16 protein-coding genes and 4 tRNA genes are annotated in these 16,341 nt (G+C 32.7%); 9 read left to right on the top strand and 11 right to left on the bottom strand.

Annotation, left to right across the window (positions count from 1 at the left end):
* The first annotated feature begins 37 nt into the window (after positions 1-37).
* From FBF11_RS08290 to FBF11_RS08300, 3 genes are read left to right on the top strand one after another with little or no spacing between them, the layout of a single operon-like run.
* Positions 38-574 (top strand): purine-nucleoside phosphorylase, encoded by a 537-nt coding sequence (locus FBF11_RS08290; protein ID WP_002853142.1) that lies wholly within the window; start codon positions 38-40, stop codon positions 572-574.
* Between the two features lie 22 nt (positions 575-596).
* Positions 597-1,667 (top strand): 23S rRNA (adenine(2503)-C(2))-methyltransferase RlmN, encoded by a 1,071-nt coding sequence (gene rlmN / locus FBF11_RS08295; protein ID WP_002853156.1) that lies wholly within the window; start codon positions 597-599, stop codon positions 1,665-1,667.
* The gene (locus FBF11_RS08300) at positions 1,664-1,762 is read left to right on the top strand and encodes a hypothetical protein (protein ID WP_002860136.1); all 99 of its coding nucleotides are present in this window, start codon (positions 1,664-1,666) and stop codon (positions 1,760-1,762) included. The genes rlmN and FBF11_RS08300 overlap by 4 nt, the downstream gene beginning before the upstream one ends.
* Before the next feature lie 13 nt (positions 1,763-1,775).
* Here the strand turns inward: FBF11_RS08300 and FBF11_RS08305 are convergent.
* A tRNA-Met gene (locus tag FBF11_RS08305) sits at positions 1,776-1,852 on the bottom strand.
* A gap of 135 nt (positions 1,853-1,987) precedes the next feature.
* Here FBF11_RS08305 and FBF11_RS08310 point away from each other — a divergent pair.
* The 4 genes from FBF11_RS08310 (at position 1,988) to FBF11_RS08325 (ending at position 2,834) form a co-directional block, all read left to right on the top strand.
* Positions 1,988-2,075 (top strand) — tRNA-Ser (locus FBF11_RS08310).
* Between the two features lie 46 nt (positions 2,076-2,121).
* Positions 2,122-2,197, top strand: a tRNA-Ala gene (locus FBF11_RS08315).
* 3 nt (positions 2,198-2,200) lie between these two features.
* Positions 2,201-2,276: transfer RNA gene (locus tag FBF11_RS08320), tRNA-Val, on the top strand.
* A gap of 27 nt (positions 2,277-2,303) precedes the next feature.
* Complete coding sequence (locus tag FBF11_RS08325; protein ID WP_002899177.1) at positions 2,304-2,834, top strand: GNAT family N-acetyltransferase; 531 nt, start codon at positions 2,304-2,306, stop codon at positions 2,832-2,834.
* Here the strand turns inward: FBF11_RS08325 and leuD are convergent.
* From leuD to leuA, 4 genes are read right to left on the bottom strand one after another with little or no spacing between them, the layout of a single operon-like run.
* A complete protein-coding gene (gene leuD, locus FBF11_RS08330; RefSeq protein WP_002899179.1) occupies positions 2,814-3,416 on the bottom strand; it encodes a 3-isopropylmalate dehydratase small subunit in 603 nt (200 codons plus the stop codon). The two genes, FBF11_RS08325 and leuD, sit on opposite strands and share 21 nt — an antisense overlap.
* 1 nt (position 3,417) lies before the next feature.
* Positions 3,418-4,830: a 3-isopropylmalate dehydratase large subunit gene (gene leuC / locus FBF11_RS08335; RefSeq protein WP_010891951.1), complete on the bottom strand. Its 1,413-nt coding sequence runs from the start codon at positions 4,828-4,830 to the stop codon at positions 3,418-3,420.
* The gene (gene leuB / locus FBF11_RS08340) at positions 4,817-5,893 is read right to left on the bottom strand and encodes a 3-isopropylmalate dehydrogenase (RefSeq protein ID WP_002858793.1); all 1,077 of its coding nucleotides are present in this window, start codon (positions 5,891-5,893) and stop codon (positions 4,817-4,819) included. The genes leuC and leuB overlap by 14 nt, the downstream gene beginning before the upstream one ends.
* On the bottom strand, positions 5,890-7,425 hold the full coding sequence (gene leuA / locus FBF11_RS08345; RefSeq protein ID WP_052798999.1) for a 2-isopropylmalate synthase: 1,536 nt from the start codon (positions 7,423-7,425) through the stop codon (positions 5,890-5,892). Before leuA ends, leuB begins: the two co-directional genes overlap by 4 nt.
* Before the next feature lie 319 nt (positions 7,426-7,744).
* On the opposite strand from leuA, the gene FBF11_RS08350 reads away from it, so the two are divergent.
* The gene (locus tag FBF11_RS08350) at positions 7,745-8,374 is read left to right on the top strand and encodes a hypothetical protein (protein WP_002853105.1); all 630 of its coding nucleotides are present in this window, start codon (positions 7,745-7,747) and stop codon (positions 8,372-8,374) included.
* Positions 8,375-8,409: 35 nt separating this feature from the next.
* Here FBF11_RS08350 and FBF11_RS08355 read toward each other — a convergent pair whose 3' ends face one another.
* Both FBF11_RS08355 and queF read right to left on the bottom strand, forming a co-directional pair.
* Positions 8,410-9,054 carry an outer membrane beta-barrel protein gene (locus FBF11_RS08355; protein ID WP_002859716.1) on the bottom strand — a complete coding sequence of 215 codons (645 nt, stop codon included), beginning with the start codon at positions 9,052-9,054 and terminating at the stop codon, positions 8,410-8,412.
* Positions 9,055-9,191: 137 nt separating this feature from the next.
* Positions 9,192-9,575 carry a preQ(1) synthase gene (gene queF, locus FBF11_RS08360; RefSeq protein WP_002834281.1) on the bottom strand — a complete coding sequence of 128 codons (384 nt, stop codon included), beginning with the start codon at positions 9,573-9,575 and terminating at the stop codon, positions 9,192-9,194.
* Positions 9,576-9,734: 159 nt separating this feature from the next.
* Here queF and FBF11_RS08365 point away from each other — a divergent pair, with 159 nt between their 5' ends.
* Positions 9,735-10,334: an NAD(P)/FAD-dependent oxidoreductase gene (locus tag FBF11_RS08365; protein WP_002795202.1), complete on the top strand. Its 600-nt coding sequence runs from the start codon at positions 9,735-9,737 to the stop codon at positions 10,332-10,334.
* Positions 10,335-10,338: 4 nt separating this feature from the next.
* Here FBF11_RS08365 and metA read toward each other — a convergent pair whose 3' ends face one another.
* The 4 genes from metA to ruvC all read right to left on the bottom strand — a co-directional run bounded on the left by metA (position 10,339) and on the right by ruvC (position 16,246).
* A complete protein-coding gene (gene metA, locus FBF11_RS08370) occupies positions 10,339-11,220 on the bottom strand; it encodes a homoserine O-succinyltransferase (RefSeq protein WP_057097100.1) in 882 nt (293 codons plus the stop codon).
* 83 nt (positions 11,221-11,303) lie between these two features.
* Positions 11,304-12,575, bottom strand: a complete 1,272-nt coding sequence (locus FBF11_RS08375; protein WP_002899187.1) for an O-acetylhomoserine aminocarboxypropyltransferase/cysteine synthase — start codon at positions 12,573-12,575, stop codon at positions 11,304-11,306.
* Positions 12,576-13,001: 426 nt separating this feature from the next.
* The gene (flgE, locus tag FBF11_RS08380) at positions 13,002-15,560 is read right to left on the bottom strand and encodes a flagellar hook protein FlgE (RefSeq protein WP_057042227.1); all 2,559 of its coding nucleotides are present in this window, start codon (positions 15,558-15,560) and stop codon (positions 13,002-13,004) included.
* Between the two features lie 203 nt (positions 15,561-15,763).
* Positions 15,764-16,246 carry a crossover junction endodeoxyribonuclease RuvC gene (gene ruvC / locus FBF11_RS08385; protein ID WP_011050020.1) on the bottom strand — a complete coding sequence of 161 codons (483 nt, stop codon included), beginning with the start codon at positions 16,244-16,246 and terminating at the stop codon, positions 15,764-15,766.
* Positions 16,247-16,341 lie beyond the last annotated feature (95 nt).

Here is a 16,341-nt window from a genome sequence, read left to right on the forward strand (position 1 = left end):
GTAGAATTATTTTTTGTAAAATTTCATAAGGATCAAAATGATTATTTGTGCGGGTGGAAATGAAAATTTTTCTTTTGCAAAAGCTATAGGCATAGGTTTGGTTGAATCAGCTTTTCATTTGAGTCAACTTTGCTTCAAAGAAAAACCATCAAAACTTATATTTATAGGAACTTGTGGGCTTTATGATAAGGGAGAGATTTTAGAAATTTATAGAAGTTCGCACGCTTTTAATGTAGAATTTTCTAAAATTTCACATGCATTTTATACTCCTGCAAAATATGAAATTTGCTTAGAAAAAGAAAATGTTTCTCGTGAAACAATAAAAATCAATTCTTCAAATTATATTTGTCAAAATTCAAAAGCGGCAAAAGAATTTTCAAAATTAGGTTTTTTTGCAGAAAATATGGAAGCCTTTTCTGTTTTGAGCGTAGCTAAAAATTTAAATATTGATGCAGAGTGTATTTTGTGTGCAACAAATTTTTGTAATGAAAACGCTCACGAAGATTTTATAAAAAATCATCAAAAGGCAAAAGAAAACTTAGAAGAATACTTAAAAAAATATCATTATATTTAAAAATTCAAAAAGGAAAATAATTTTGAAAGAGCTTGTTAATATTTTAGATTTTTTACCTGAAGAATTAGGAGAAAAAATCAAACCGATGTTTCGCGTGAAACAAATTTATCAATGGATTTATCAAAAATATGCCAATAATTTTTCCGATATGTCAAGTTTGCCAAAAGATTTGCGTTTAGAACTTGCGCAAAATTTTCATTTTTCTCCTGTAAAATGCGTTAAAAATGAGCAAAGTAAAGATGGAAGTATAAAATATCTTTTTGAACTTATCGATGGTTTAAGGGTAGAAAGTGTGCTTTTGCCTATGAAAGAAGAAAAAATAGACGCAGAAGGCAAAAGAATTTCTCATGCGAGATATACTATCTGTGTTTCTTCTCAAGTAGGTTGTAAAAGTGGATGTAGTTTTTGTCTTACTGCCAAGGGTGGTTTGAAAAGAAATTTAAGTGCAGGTGAGATAGTCGGACAAATTTTATGGATCAAAAAACAAAACAATATCCCTTATGAACGCCGTGTAAATATAGTATATATGGGTATGGGCGAGCCTTTGGATAATCTTAAAAATGTTTCTAAAGCGGTAAAAATTTTAGCGCAAAATGAGGGACTTGCTATAAGTCCTCGCCGTCAAACCATCAGTACTAGCGGTTTAGCAAAACAAATCAAAGAATTAGGTCAAATGAATTTAGGTGTTTTACTTGCTATATCATTGCATGCGGTTAATGATGAGCTTCGAACCGAACTTATGCCTATCAATAAAGCTTATAATATCGCTGCGATTATGGATGCGGTGCGTGAATTTCCTATAGATCAAAGAAAAAGAGTGATGTTTGAATATCTTTTAATTGATGGTATCAATGATAAGCTTGAACACGCTAAAGAATTAGTCAAGCTTTTAAATGGCATTAAAGCCAAAGTGAATTTAATACTCTTTAATCCACATGAAGGAAGTTTATATAAACGCCCTAGTTTAGAAAATGCGATTAAATTCCAAGATTTACTAAGTAATAAAGGTGTAACTTGTACTATAAGAGAAAGTAAAGGACTTGATATCTCAGCTGCTTGTGGACAGCTTAAAGAAAGGGCAAAAGAACAATGACGATGTTAGATATTTTCGAAATCATTTTTATAACAACTGTTGTAATTATAGGTTTTGGTGGAATTGTTTTTGTAGTAACAAAAGAAAAAAAATAATTATTACATTTAATGGTGTCAAGGGGGAGACTTGAACTCCCGACCTCCGGCTTATGAGACCAGCGCTCTAACCAGCTGAGCTACCCTGACTAAAAATAAAAATATAATTATACTACTTTTTACTAAAAATTTTCTGATTTTTAAAAAAAATAATTTTATTTTTAATATTTAAAAAATTTCTTTATTTTTAAAGCTTTTATAGATATAATGAACGCTTTATTTCATAGACAGGTGTCCGAGCGGTTGAAGGAGCACGCCTGGAACGCGTGTAAAGTGCAAGCTTTCGAGGGTTCGAATCCCTTCCTGTCTGCCATCAAATAAACTTTAAGGCAAACTAAGTTATAATACAAACTTCATTTGGGGCATTAGCTCAGCTGGGAGAGCACAACGCTGGCAGCGTTGGGGTCAGCGGTTCGAACCCGCTATGCTCCACCATATGGTTCCGTAGCTCAGCTGGTAGAGCACTACCTTGACATGGTAGTGGCCGTTGGTTCAAGTCCAATCGGAGCCACCATCACCCTTCCTTATACAAAGGATTATCATGCAAAACACTATCATACAAAAAGCCGTCAATAAAGATTTAAATTCTATACTTGAAATCACAAAAGATGCTTTAAATGCTATGAAAACTATGAATTTTCACCAATGGGATGAGAATTATCCCAATGAAATAGTTTTTCAAGAAGATATACAAGCACAAGAACTTTATGTGTTTAAAGAAAATGATGAAATTTTAGGCTTTATCTGTATCAATGACAAATTTGAACCTGAATTTTACAAACAAGTTATTTTTAACAAAAATTATGATGATAAAGCCTTTTATCTACACCGTTTAGCCGTCAAACAAAATGCAAAAGGCAAAGGCGTGGCACAAAAACTTTTAAATTTTTGCGAAAATTTTGCCTTGGAAAATCACAAGGCAAGTTTAAGAGCAGATACTCATAGTAAAAATTTTCCTATGAATTCGCTTTTTAAAAAGCTTGATTTTAATTTTTGTGGAAACTTTGACATACCTAATTACCAAGATCCTTTTTTAGCTTATGAAAAAATTCTAAACCAAAAAGCTTTTTGAGTTTTTTTCATAGGCTTTGATTTGTGCTTCATGTTTTAAAGTTAAAGCTATATTATCAAGTCCTTCTAAAAGACAAATTCTGTGAAAATCATCTAAATCAAAAGAAAAAATCCTATCTTTAAAAAATACTCTTTTCTCCAACAAAGAAATTTCTATATTTTTATCTTGGGATTTTTTTAACTCATCAACTATTTCCAAAACCTCATCTTTAGCAAGTTCTACGGTAAGCAAACCATTTCCTAAGGCATTGTTTTTAAAAATATCCGCAAAAGAAGGTGCGATAATAGCTCTAATACCATAATCAACCAAAGCCCAAGGCGCATGCTCTCTTGAAGAGCCACTACCAAAATTTTCAAAACTCACCAAAATAGAGCTATTTTGATATTCTTTTTTATTGAGATTAAAATCCATATTTAAAACACTTTCTTTATTATCTAAATAACGCAAATCATGGAACAAATGCTTGCCAAAACCTTGCTTAGACACTGCAAGTAAAAATTGCTTAGGTATAATTTGATCTGTGTCTATATTGGCATATTCTAAAGGACAAGCTATACCTTTGTGTATAATAAATTTTTGCATATTAAACTCCTAAATACTTTCTATTATCACAAATAACACCTTCTATGGCACAAGCTGCTGCACTTGCAGGACTCATCAAATGAGTGATAGAACCTTTACCTTGTCTGCCTACAAAGTTACGATTTGAAGTTGAAGCAACTCTTTGACCTGAATTTGCTTTGTCATCATTCATACCAAGACACATAGAACACCCTGCATATCTCCACTCACACCCTGCCTCGATAAAAATCTTATCAAGTCCTAAATTTTCAGCTTCTTTTCTTACTTGCATTGAACCAGGCACGATTAAAGCTTTAACATTTTTATGAATTTTGCGCCCTTTTAAGATATCAGCAGCTATTTTAAGATCTTCTAAACGCCCATTTGTGCAAGATCCTATAAATACAATGTCGATTTTTACCCCTTCTATAACTTGATCTTGCTCTAAATTTACATAATATAAAGCATCAAGCAAAGATTTTTGCTCGCTTTGATTTTTAAAATCACTTATTTTTGGAATTTTTTCATCTATGCCAATCACTTGCGAAGGATTTGTTCCATAGCTAATTTGTGGTTTTATCTTGCTTACATCTAGAGTAATACTCGCATCATATTTTGCTCCTTCATCACTTCTTAAACTCTTCCAATACTCACAATACTTTTGAAATTCTTCTCCTTTAGGTGCAAATTCCTTTCCCTTAATATACTCAAAAGTGATCTCATCAGGAGCTATCATACCTACTTTCGCTCCAAATTCTATAGCCATATTACAAAGAGTCATTCTAGCTTCCATGCTTAGATTTCTTATAAGTTCTCCGCAAAATTCTATAGCATAGCCTGTGCCTTTTGCTGTGCCGTATTGTGCGATCAAATACAAAATCAAATCCTTAGTATAAACGCCTTTTTGAAACTGCCCTTTACATTCGATTTTCATAGTTTTAAGTTTGGCTTGTTTTAAAGTTTGCGTTGCCATGACATGCTCTACTTCACTCGTGCCTATACCAAAGGCTAAAGCTCCAAAAGCCCCATGTGTTGCCGTATGAGAATCCCCGCAAACTAAAGTAACCCCAGGTAAAGTAAAGCCAAGCTCAGGACCTACTATATGAACTATGCCTTGATTTTTATCTCCAAGTCCTAAAAGCCTTACTCCAAATTCCTTAGTATTTTGCATCAAAGTTGTAATTTGCTCTTTTGCCATATCAGAACAAGCATTTAAATCCATACTTTTAGTTGAAACATCATGATCTATAGTAGCCAAAGTTAAATCCGCTCTTGCCATTCTACGCTTAGCCATTTTAAGCCCTGAAAATGCTTGAGGGCTTGTTACTTCATGGATTAAATGTCTATCGATATAAAGTATAGGAAGTTCGTTTTTGCCTTCATAAACCACATGAGCATCAAAGACTTTTTCATATAAAGTTTTAGCCATTGTCATTCTCCTTTAAAATTTCTAAAATACAATCCCCCATTTCATCGGTATTTAAATACGACTTAGCATTTAAATCCTTAGTCATTTTTCCTTGTGCCAATGCCAAAGATATAGCATTTTCTATATCCTGTGCGGCTTGTTCTTCTTTGAAACTATACTTTAACATCAAAGCCGCACTTAAAATTTGAGCTATGGGATTGGCTATATTTAAATGAGCTATATCAGGCGCACTTCCACCTGCTGGCTCATAAAGTCCAAAACCTTTATCATTCAAACTTGCTGAACTTAACAAACCCAAAGATCCATTAATGGCAGCTAACTCATCACTCAAAATATCACCAAAAAGATTTGAACAAAGCATAACATCAAAAATGCTAGGATTTTTTACAATCTGCATCGCAGCATTATCCACATACATGTACTCTAAGTTTATATCTTGATAATCTTTTGCAACATTTGCCACCACTTCTCGCCACAAAATAGAACTTGCTAAAACATTCGCCTTGTCGATTAAATGGACTTTTTTCTTTCTTATTCTTGCACTTTCAAAAGCGATACGAGCTATCCTTTCTATCTCTTTTTTAGTGTAAATTTCAGTATCATACGCACTTTCTTTACCTAAATCCTGCTTACCAAAATAAATCCCACCTGTAAGCTCTCTAACACATAAAATATCCACTCCTTTTTGGATAATCTCATTTTTTAAAGGTGAAGCATGGGTTAAACTTTCATAAATTTTACAAGGACGCAAATTTGCAAACAAATTAAAATGCTTTCTTAAAGGCAAAAGCGAGGCTCTTTCAGGTCTTTGATCTATGGGCAAATTATCCCATTTAGGCCCACCCACAGAACCAAATAAAATCGCATCACTTTGCTCACAAAGCTTTAAAGTTTCATCACTTAAAGCCACTCCATAAGCATCTATACTTGCACCACCTATTTTAGCTTCATTAAATTCAAAACTAAAATTGTATTTTTGTGCGATAAAAGTTAAAATTTTTAAAGCCTCTTTCATCACCAAAGGCCCTATGCCATCTCCTGCTAAAACAGCTACTTTATAAGTTTTCATGCCATTTTCCTTTCTTCTACTTTTAAAGAGCGATAAATCGCATTGTAAGCACTCACAAAAGCTTGTGCTGAAGCTTCTATCACATCTGTTGAAAGTCCTTTTCCATGAAATTTTCTCCCTTTAAATTCCAAATCTACATCCACTTGCCCTTGAGCATCTACTCCTGAACTTTTTGCATTGATACTATAAGCTTTTAACACAGGCTTTAAATTTGTTATCCTAGCAATGCAGTTAAAAACTGCTTCAACAGGACCATTTCCTGTGCAAGCTTCAGTTTTTAGCTCTTCTTTGATACGCATACAAACACAAGCAGTTGGGATATTTCCACTGATCACACTTAATTTTTCAAGCACAAATTCATTTTCTTCTTCACTCTCATAACTTAAAAACATCAAAGCTTCTAAATCATAATCATATACTTGACCCTTTTTATCCGCAAGGCGTAAAAAACGCTCATAAACATCATCTAAATTATAAGTATTTTCATCATAGCCTAAATTTTCAAGGCAAGTTTTTATCATAGCCCTTCCACTTCTTGCTGTCATTAACATACGATTTTCATGAATTCCTATGGCACTAGGGCTTATGATCTCGTAAGTTTGCCTATTTTTAAGCACTCCATCTTGATGAATGCCTGAACTATGAGAAAACGCATTGCTACCCACTATAGCTTTATGTGAAGGTATGCTTTCATTAGTGATAGCTGAAACCAATTTTGAAGTTTTAAAGATATTTTCACATTTAATATCAGTATAAAAACCTTTTAAATAATCTTTTCTAGTTTTTATCGCCATAACCACTTCTTCTAAAGCACAATTGCCCGCCCTTTCGCCAAGTCCATTTATAGTGCACTCTATCTGTCTTGCACCTTGTAAAATAGCACTTAAACTATTGCCCGTTGCCATACCTAAGTCATTGTGACAATGCACAGAAATGATAGCTTTGTCTATATTTGGCACTTTGTTAAATAAAATTTTGATGATATTAGCAAATTCGCTTGGCAGAGTATAGCCTACGGTATCTGGGATATTTATAGTTTTAGCACCTGCTTTTATCGCATTTTCCACCATAAAACAAAGATTATCTATAGGCGTTCTTCCTGCATCTTCGCATGAAAATTCTACATCATCAGTATAAGATCTTGCTCTTATAATCGCTCTTTTTGCCATAGACAAAATTTCATCAAAATCTTTTTTTAATTTATCTTGCATATGCAAAGTCGAAGTGGCTATAAAAGTATGAATTCTAAAATGCTTTGCCACTTTTAAAGCTTCATAAGCCATATCTATATCTTTATCCAATGCTCTAGAAAGTGCACAAATAGTTGAGTTTTTAACCTTAGAAGCGATCTTTTGCACCGCTTTAAAATCCCCTTGTGAAGATACCGGAAAACCTGCTTCTATAACATCTACGCCTAAATTTTCAAGCGCTAAAGCGATTTGTAATTTTTGATTGATACCCAAAGAACTGCCTAAAGCTTGTTCTCCATCTCGCAAAGTGGTATCAAAGATTATGATTTTATTATCTTTCATGATTTAATCCTTTAAAACCAAACAGACTGAATGAATTAAAAATTCAAAAACTTAACAACAACAATAAAAAATTAAAAATGTAAAAAATGATTAAAAATAAAATTGAGTTTTAGAGTGAAAGTTGCAGTAGCAGATTAAAAGTATTGTCTTTACTTTTTTGTTGAACTGAATTTGAAATTTCAAAAATTTGTTTCATCTTTTCCTCCTTTGTTAAAATTAATACTTAATGTATCATATTTTTAGTAAATGTGTTTGTAAAATTCTTAAATTAAGAAAATTATTGATATAATTGTAATTTTAAGTAACAAAAAGGAAGTTGATGTTAAAAGAACTCTTAGAGATTAAAAAAGAAATGGAACCTGTTATCCACGAAGCCAATGTGAAATTAAATGTCCTAGCTCGTGAAGTCATAGTCCGAAAAAAAGAATACGAAATTTATGGGCCTATGGTAGATCGTGTTTATCTTGATAATGCCATTTATGTTAAAGTTATGTCAAGTGGACGCGATGTAAAAACAGACAATGTGACTATAAAAAATGGTTTTTATATGGTTTTTGTTGCCCCTGAAAAAGAAAGTACAAAAGATATCAAAAATAAACTCAAAGTAGCTTATGAAGGACTTGATAACAAATTTATCGCTACACTTATACGATCTTGCCAACGCTTTAAAGAGATCATAAACAAAACCCAAGCTACACTTGCTAAAGCTTCTAAAATGAATGTGGTAGTAAAAACGAATTTAGGTGAAGCAAGTGCTGCTCTAAAATTTAACATCACTATAGAATATACTAAAGAGAATCAAAAACTCACTCGTGAAAATTCAAAATCAGCAGGAAGTTTCAGAGATACTAAAACTTATATCAATCTTGTAGTAGAAAAAAATACAGATTCTCAAATTTGTGAAAAACTACTTGATGATGTTGAAAAATACTTTATCGGTGGAGGTTGATTTCATTAATGCAAGTTATAAAAACTTGCATTAGATTAAAATTTATAATTATATCCTAAATATACACCATAATTTGTTTGTTTAGGATCGTAAAAGTTTGAACCCACTTTATTTTGATAAAAATTTCTAGAATTATAATGAATTTGCTCTGCTTTAAAGCCTAATTCTATTTCATTATGTGGTGTCAAATCATATAAAGCACCTATTTTCGCTCCATAAAAATAACCGTCAAAATTTTGCGACAAAGATAAAAAGCTTGTTTTTAAGGTAAGATCTGTTCTTGCATATCCTCCATACACACCTAAAACAGCTCTGGTTTTTTCAAAAAGCTTAGGAGTAAAATCATAACCTGTTAAAAATTTATGTGTAGCAAAATCACCTTCGATTTGAATTTTAGGAGTTTTGATAAAATCACTAAATTCATCAGAATAATTATAACCAGCATAAATTCTATGATTTTCATTTAAACGATATCCAAGTTTTAGACCAAACGATGGTATATTACCTGAAATATCTCCATTAAAATTTTGCTTTGTATTCTTATGTTTTAACTCACTTTTTACTTGAGCATGCATCCAAGCTGCATCAGCACCTATAAAAAAACCAGAATTCTCATCTGCTAAAGCCAAATTTGAAAACAAAGTAGCACTTGCGATAATGCTTAATAATTTTTTATTCATAACCTAACTCCTTATAATAAAATTCGATCTAAAAAATTTAGATCTTTTTATATTATATATTCTTCAAAGATTAAATAAGAATTTTTTATAAAATACTTAATCTTTACATAAAAATATGTTAATATTTTACTTAAATATTATTTTGGCACTACCATATCGCTACGACATTCTATCACCGTATGCACATTTCCACGCGGGTTAAAATCCCCCACAACTTTAATCCATTTTGGCTTGAGTTTGTCTTTTAGAGTATTATAAATTTCATTGATACTTGCTTCATGTGAAACATTTCTATACATAAAAGTATTGATATAAAGTTTTATCGCTTTAAGCTCAACCACAAATTTATCAGGCATATACTCAAGATAAATCGTTGCAAAATCAGGATAACCTGAACGCGGACAACAACACATAAATTCAGGCAAGGTGATTTTAATGATATAGTCATTTTTAGCATCATTTGGCCAAATTTCCATATTTTCTACATCAAATTCTTTAATTTCTTTTTCACCATAACGCATGAGCTTTCCTTATTGAAAATTTTTAGAAAATTATATAAAAAATTACTTTTAGAGCAATTGAAAAATAAACATTTTTAGCAAATTGCATAAAAAAGACAAATATTATATTAAATAAAGCTTTTTATACTAGAATAAGGCAAATCTTTCAAAAGGAAAAAAATGAGAAAATCAATTGCAATTATAGGCGGTAGCATCGCAGGACTTAGCGCGGCTTTATTTTTCGCTTCAGCTAAAAATGAAGAACTTGACTTTGATATCACTGTTTTTGATGAGGGTAAAGCAGATTTAAAAGCAGCAGCAATTTACAATGTTCCTTTTTTCCCAAAAGGTGCAAAAGCAGATGAAATTTACACTCACATAAAAGCACAAATTGCTTCTATGCTCGAAGTAAAATACATCGATTCAAAAGTAGTAAGCATAAGCGGAGAAAAAGGAGATTTTACTGTTAATGATGAGCAAGGCTTGGGTATAAAAGCAGATTATATCATCGTAGCAACAGGGGCAAACAAAAGCGATATCAAAGAACTTGAAGATTTTGTAATACCGCATGAGCTTATGCCAAAACCAAACAAATTTTGCTTCAAACATCACGGGAGACAGATTATCAAAGAAGGAATTTACGCAGCAGGACTTGCTTCAGGTGTTACGACTATGGTAGCTTGCGCGATGGGAAGTGCCAATGAAGCAGCTTGCGCGATTTTAAGCGATATCAAAGGTGCAGTAAGCGTATATCACGATACACCTACTACAAGAGTTTAAATCATCAAAGCACAAAAGGTGTGCTTTGATACACATCATAATTGAGCCAATTTGCAAAAATAGTATTTGCATTTGAACGCCAATTGTATTTTATATTGCCCTTTTTATCATAATAATTTTTAGCTTTTTGTATGAAATTACCTCTTACATATTCTTGATGTAAAGTCTCTTTAAAATATTCCAAATGCCCTAAAATAAAAATATTCTTTTCATCTCTTAATAAAGCCGAACCGATTTTTTTATTTCTAAGCAAAATTTTTAATTTCCCTTGTTTTTGTAGTGCTAAAATTTGCTCTTCATCCATGCTAGAATGTCTTGAATGAGGCATTAAAACCTTTTCATCTAAATTTGTTAAAAGCAGATCAGGCGAAACTTTATCATGCTTATAGACTCCAAAAATTTTCTTATCTAAAGAGATTTTATCCACACCATAAAAGTATTTTAAAGCAGCCATGGCACCCCAACAAATATACATAGAACTTGTTACATTTTGCTTTAAAAAATCAAAAATTTCTAGCAATTCTTCCCAGTAAGCAACCTTTTCAAAATCCATTTGTTCCACAGGAGCTCCCGTAACGATAGCACCGTCAAATTTATGTTTTTTAACCTCTTCAAGACCCTTGTAAAATTTTTCCAAATGAGTAAAAGGAGTATTTTTACCCACATAGCTAGTCGTGGCTAAAAGTGTGATATTTACTTGCAAAGGAGAATTTGCAAGTAAGCTTAGAATTTGATTTTCTGTTTCAATTTTTTTTGGCATAAGATTGACAATCAAAATTTCTTGCGGCCTGATATCTTGATGCTTTGCTCTCCTTAATCCCATGATAAAAGCATGCTCTTTTAAAAGCTCATAAGCGGGTATATTTTCTGGAATAATCAGTGGCATTTTTTCTCCTTTATTTAATAAACCTTATTTATGATAAAGCATGGTGGAATTTTTATCTCATTCCACTCAATGCAAACACACTTTTAACTTTCTATAGCTTGTTTTAAATCCGCTATCAAATCATCGCTATTTTCAAGTCCTATGCTTAAGCGTATAGTAGCTTTCGTAATGCCTGCTTTTTGGAGTTCTTCTTCGCTTAGTTGCGAATGAGTAGTAGAAGCAGGATGGATGATCAAAGACTTGCTATCACCCAAATTTGCAGCAAGTAAGAAAAGTTGAGTTTTATCACAAATTCTTCTAGCATGCTCATAATCTTTAGCTTCAAAGCTTAAAAGCCCGCTAGCAAAATTTTTATCAAAATATTTTTTAAATAAATTATGATAAGCATTACTTGCTAAAGTAGGATAATTTACGCCCTTGATATCAGGATGAGAATTTAAAAAATTCGCAACTTTTTCAGCATTTTGACTGTGTTTTTCTATACGCACTGCCAAGGTTTCAAGTCCTTGTAAAAGTAACCAAGCATTTTGAGGTGCTAAGCTAGCTCCTAGATCTCTAAGCCAAGTGATGATGACTCTAATACTAAAAATCGGCAAATCAAGTGTATTTAAATTCAGTCCATGATAACTTGGATCAGGAGTGTTAAAAGCTTTATATCTATCGTTATTTTTAAGCAAGTCGTTTAAATCTTTTCTTTCTATAAGTGCTCCACCCAAAGCACTGCCTTGACCGCTTACATATTTACTTAAACTATGCACGATTACATCCACGCCATGTTTAAAAGGTTGGAGTAAGAAAGGAGTAGCAACGGTATTATCACAAATGCTAACGATTTTATGTTTTTTTGCTATTTGGCTTATTTTTTCTATATCAGCTATGGCAATTTGAGGATTTGAAAGACTTTCGAAAAAAATCGCTTTTGTGTTTTGATCTATAACTTTTTCCAAGCTATCTAAATCATCGATATCAAATTCCCTAGCTTCTATGCCAAAATTTTTAAGTGTGTGAGAAATTAAAGTTTGAGTCCCACCATAAATTTTGTTCGAATACGCGACATTATCTCCCGAACTTGCTAAATTGATAAGAGCATAAAAACAAGCTGCCATACCGCTAGCAACAGGAATTCCAAAAGCCCCTCCTTCGATATTAGCAAGTCTTTGTCCTAAAACATCGCTTGTAGGATTGCTAAGTCTTGAGTAAATATTGCCAAGTTCTTGAAGATTAAACCTTGCTGCAGCTTGATCCAAATTTTCAAAATTATACGCAGTGTTTTGATATATAGGCACACTAATACTTCTTTGAGTATCAAAATTATAAGCTCCGTGTAATGCTAAAGTTTCTTTATTGAAATTCATTTTTTATCCTTATTGTGTCAATGAAAAAATGTTAAAAAGCTTTTTATCGGCTTTAAACTAGGCTATTTGAAAATGTAAATTTATAGAATATGAGTATATACGAGTAGATTAAGCGTGCCAAGCACGCATACAGAAAGAAGAAAGCATTAAGTTAAAACTAATATAAGACATTTTTTCTCCTTTCTAAAAAATTATTGATTATTCTATCTTTAAAAAATAAAATTAAAATTAAATTTTAAAAAATTTATATCACATTGCTTAAAATTTTATTGCAACTCACCCCCTAGCAAGAGTGAGTTAGCAATAAATTGAAGGCAGTTCAAGCCTAAGCCTAGTATTACAAGACTACCAAGATAGGCTTGCAAAGCAAGGCTTGCTCCCTTAAAGGGAGCAAAAAACAATATTTTATAGAATACTAAGCTTAAATTATTGTTTAAGCTGGATCAAGGTTTGAAGCATTTGATCACTCGTTGAAATGGTTTTTGAGTTTGCTTGATAACCTCTTTGGATGATGATAAGCTCTGTTAAAGAACGACTTAAATCCACATTTGACATTTCAAGAGCTGAGGTTTTCATCTCACCACGACCTCCTGTTCCTGCTTCACCTACTACTATAGCCCCACTATTTGCAGTGACTTTAAAAAGATTTCCGCCGATTTCTTCAAGGCCTGAGTTATTTGCTACTGAAGCCATCGCCATTTTTGCCACAGCGAAGGTTTTACCATTGGTAAATTCGCCTAAGATATTTCCTTTATCATCCACACGGATAGCATCGGGCTTTAAGTTACCTGAAGTATAACCATCAGTTGCTTGCCCTGTTAGAGTTGAAGCTGAGTTTGAGCTTACAAGGCCGTCATTGCTTCCACTTGTTCCAAAGGAAAGTTTGATTTGTTGATTTGGTGCAGCACCGTTATTGGGTGAAAAATTTATCGTTTTTGGTGTATAATTAGCTAAAGATCCATCATTATTAAATCTTGCTGTTCCTACGATGATATTTGTAGGACCTTCACCTGTAGTGTTTATCTCAGCAGGTTCAGGCACACGGATGATCATCTGCCATTCATTGCCCCCATCTTGAGTGGTACTTTGCTTAACAAACTGCACTTCTAAAGTGTGTTTTGAACCTAAAGAATCATAAATTTCAAGCCCTGCTGAAAAAGCAGAAAGCTTAAGTTGTTCACTTTCTTTTATTTGACCTCCTACAACCAAAGGACCATCAAACGATTTAAAAATAGTTGTAAAAGCATCATTAGTACTTACAGTTCCTTGTTTGTTACTATAAGCTGTTATATTAAAACTCATTGCATGAGGATTTGTTGTAACTTGTGCATTACCTGCACCAGCATTAGCTTGTATAGTAGAAGTTTGATTTGCATTAGAAATAGCAAAATTACCATTTTCAGTTACTACAACTTTTACAGCTTGATTAATATCATTAGCATCAAATACTGGATTGGCATTATCTATTCTACCACTACCATTATAGTCAACCCCATATCTAGCATCTCTTTGTAAAAGCTCTCTTAAATCTTCTGTAGTTCTAAAAACTCTCGCATCAGTATTTTTTAAACTTCCTTGTATAGCATCCCAATAATTAGCAGAAGCAGGGTCTGTAGGTCTGTTATTACCGTTAGGAACAAAATTTGGACCACCATCTGGATTATACATTGGTGGTATAGTGACTGGATTTGAACTATAAATATACTTATGTGCTGTCACCACTTTAACATTTTGCGGTTGACCTACTTGAGCTGTTCCAGCTATCCAATCGGTATCATTCTGAGCAGTTGTTAAATTACCACCTTGAGGAGAAAAAACACCCGTATTAGCATTATAATTAATAGTATTTCTTTCTCCTGCAGAATTCCCAACATTTACTGTTAAATCAATATTTTTCATATTATCTGTTGTGCCATCAGCATTATCATTGACAAATTCTATACCCGAGCCATCTGCTTTTTTTACAGCTTTAACCCCTGTTCCATCCCTTGTGTCAGTTGGTGCAGTAAAGGTATTGATATAAGCTATAGCTTCATCTAAACTTCTTATATTATTATTTTGAATTCTTATTCCATTTAAATTAATATCTAAAGTTACAGCTATGTCTTTATTACCCCAAAAAATAACATTATTTTGTTGTGCTATTGTTGAATTAGGATCAAAGACATTTGCATTATTGGCTTTATCAGTAGTAAATTTAGCATCTGCATAAGAAACCCAAATTCCTTGTCCATCTCTAAGATTAAGTCCTTGTCCTTTCGCGTTAAAAAGCGAGCCTGCATCTACACCTTTTTCAGTTACTTCTACAGAATTCTTAGAAGTCGTGTAAAACTGAGTGGTTCCTGTATCATTTTCATCTTCGGCTCTTTGGGTTTTAGTATTCCATCCATGAACAGAATCAAGTGCATAAAGATTTCTACTTGAAGTTCCTATATTTAAACCGCTATTTAAATTCGCTTTGATGGCTACTTCTGTGGATTTTGCTGCAGGGATATGCATACCTGGATCGATAAAAATGTTTTGTGGAGTTCTTGAACTATCTATAGTTTGATCATCCCAGTTTATATTCCACCCTTGAACTACAAAGCCGGCATTATTAACAAAATTTCCATAAGCATCTAGTTTAAAATCCCCGCTCCTTGTAAGATAGCGAGTAAGCCCCCCATCATCACTCACCATAAAAAAACCATCACCATTTATAGCCACATCAGTGTTTTTATCTGTGGTTTGAACTGAACCTTGAGAATGAATTCTAGTTGTAGAACTTACTGAAACGCCAAGACCGATTTGAAGTGGATTAGATCCGCCTCTTCCATCAGTTGGAGCTGTAGCGATTTTCACAGTTTGGCTAAACATAGTCCCAAAATCTGCACGGGAATATTTAAAACCAGTGGTATTAACATTTGAAATGTTATTACCTTCAACATCCATCGCAACTTGATGTGCTTGTAGTCCGCTTACGCCAGACCAAAGTGATCTCATCATCTTAAATCCTTTATAAAATATTGCTTTAAAAAATTTAACGCTTTGGCTTTAAAAAACTTTTGCGTTTATGTGAAGTTTACAAGCAAGTTCTGTTCCAACTTTTGAAATTTTTTATGAATTTTTTAAAAATTTATAGAAAAAATTTAAAGGTATTTTGGGAGTTTATGAAGCTTTGGGCTTTTGTGTAATGAAAATTACCAAAATCACACCCTAACTCTTAAATTTGCTGCATGGGTTAAAGCCACTGCGATAGCATCTGTGATATCCAAAGGCTTGATATCTTTACTAAGTCCTAAAAGCCTTTTTACCATAAAAGCAACTTGTTCTTTAGTTGCTTTGGCTTTTCCTGTAACGGCTTTTTTTACTTGTAAGGGAGTGTATTCTGCAAAGTCTCCATGAATTTGAAGAATTTTTAAAGATAGGGCTCCACGAAATTGTGCGAGTTTTAAAACGGTTTTTGGATTGTAAGCAAAAAAGATATCTTCTATAGCCACCTCATCAAAAGAATGATTTTTAAAAATCAAGTCCAAACCCTCGCAAAGCTCTGTGATTTGATACTGTAAGGTACTTGGCTTTATCTTTATAAGTCCTGCTTCTATGAGAATGTTTTTTCCTTTGTTGGCTTCTATGATAGCATAACCACAATTTCTTGAACCTGGATCTATACCTAAAATTTTCAAATTCATACCTTTTGAAAAATAAAATACGAAAGCGGATTTTAACCTTTTTTTATAAAATTTAAGATAAAATTTATACATTATGCAAAATTTAAAGAGAGATT

This window comes from Campylobacter sp. CFSAN093224 (assembly GCF_012897395.1).
Classification (GTDB): domain Bacteria; phylum Campylobacterota; class Campylobacteria; order Campylobacterales; family Campylobacteraceae; genus Campylobacter_D; species Campylobacter_D jejuni.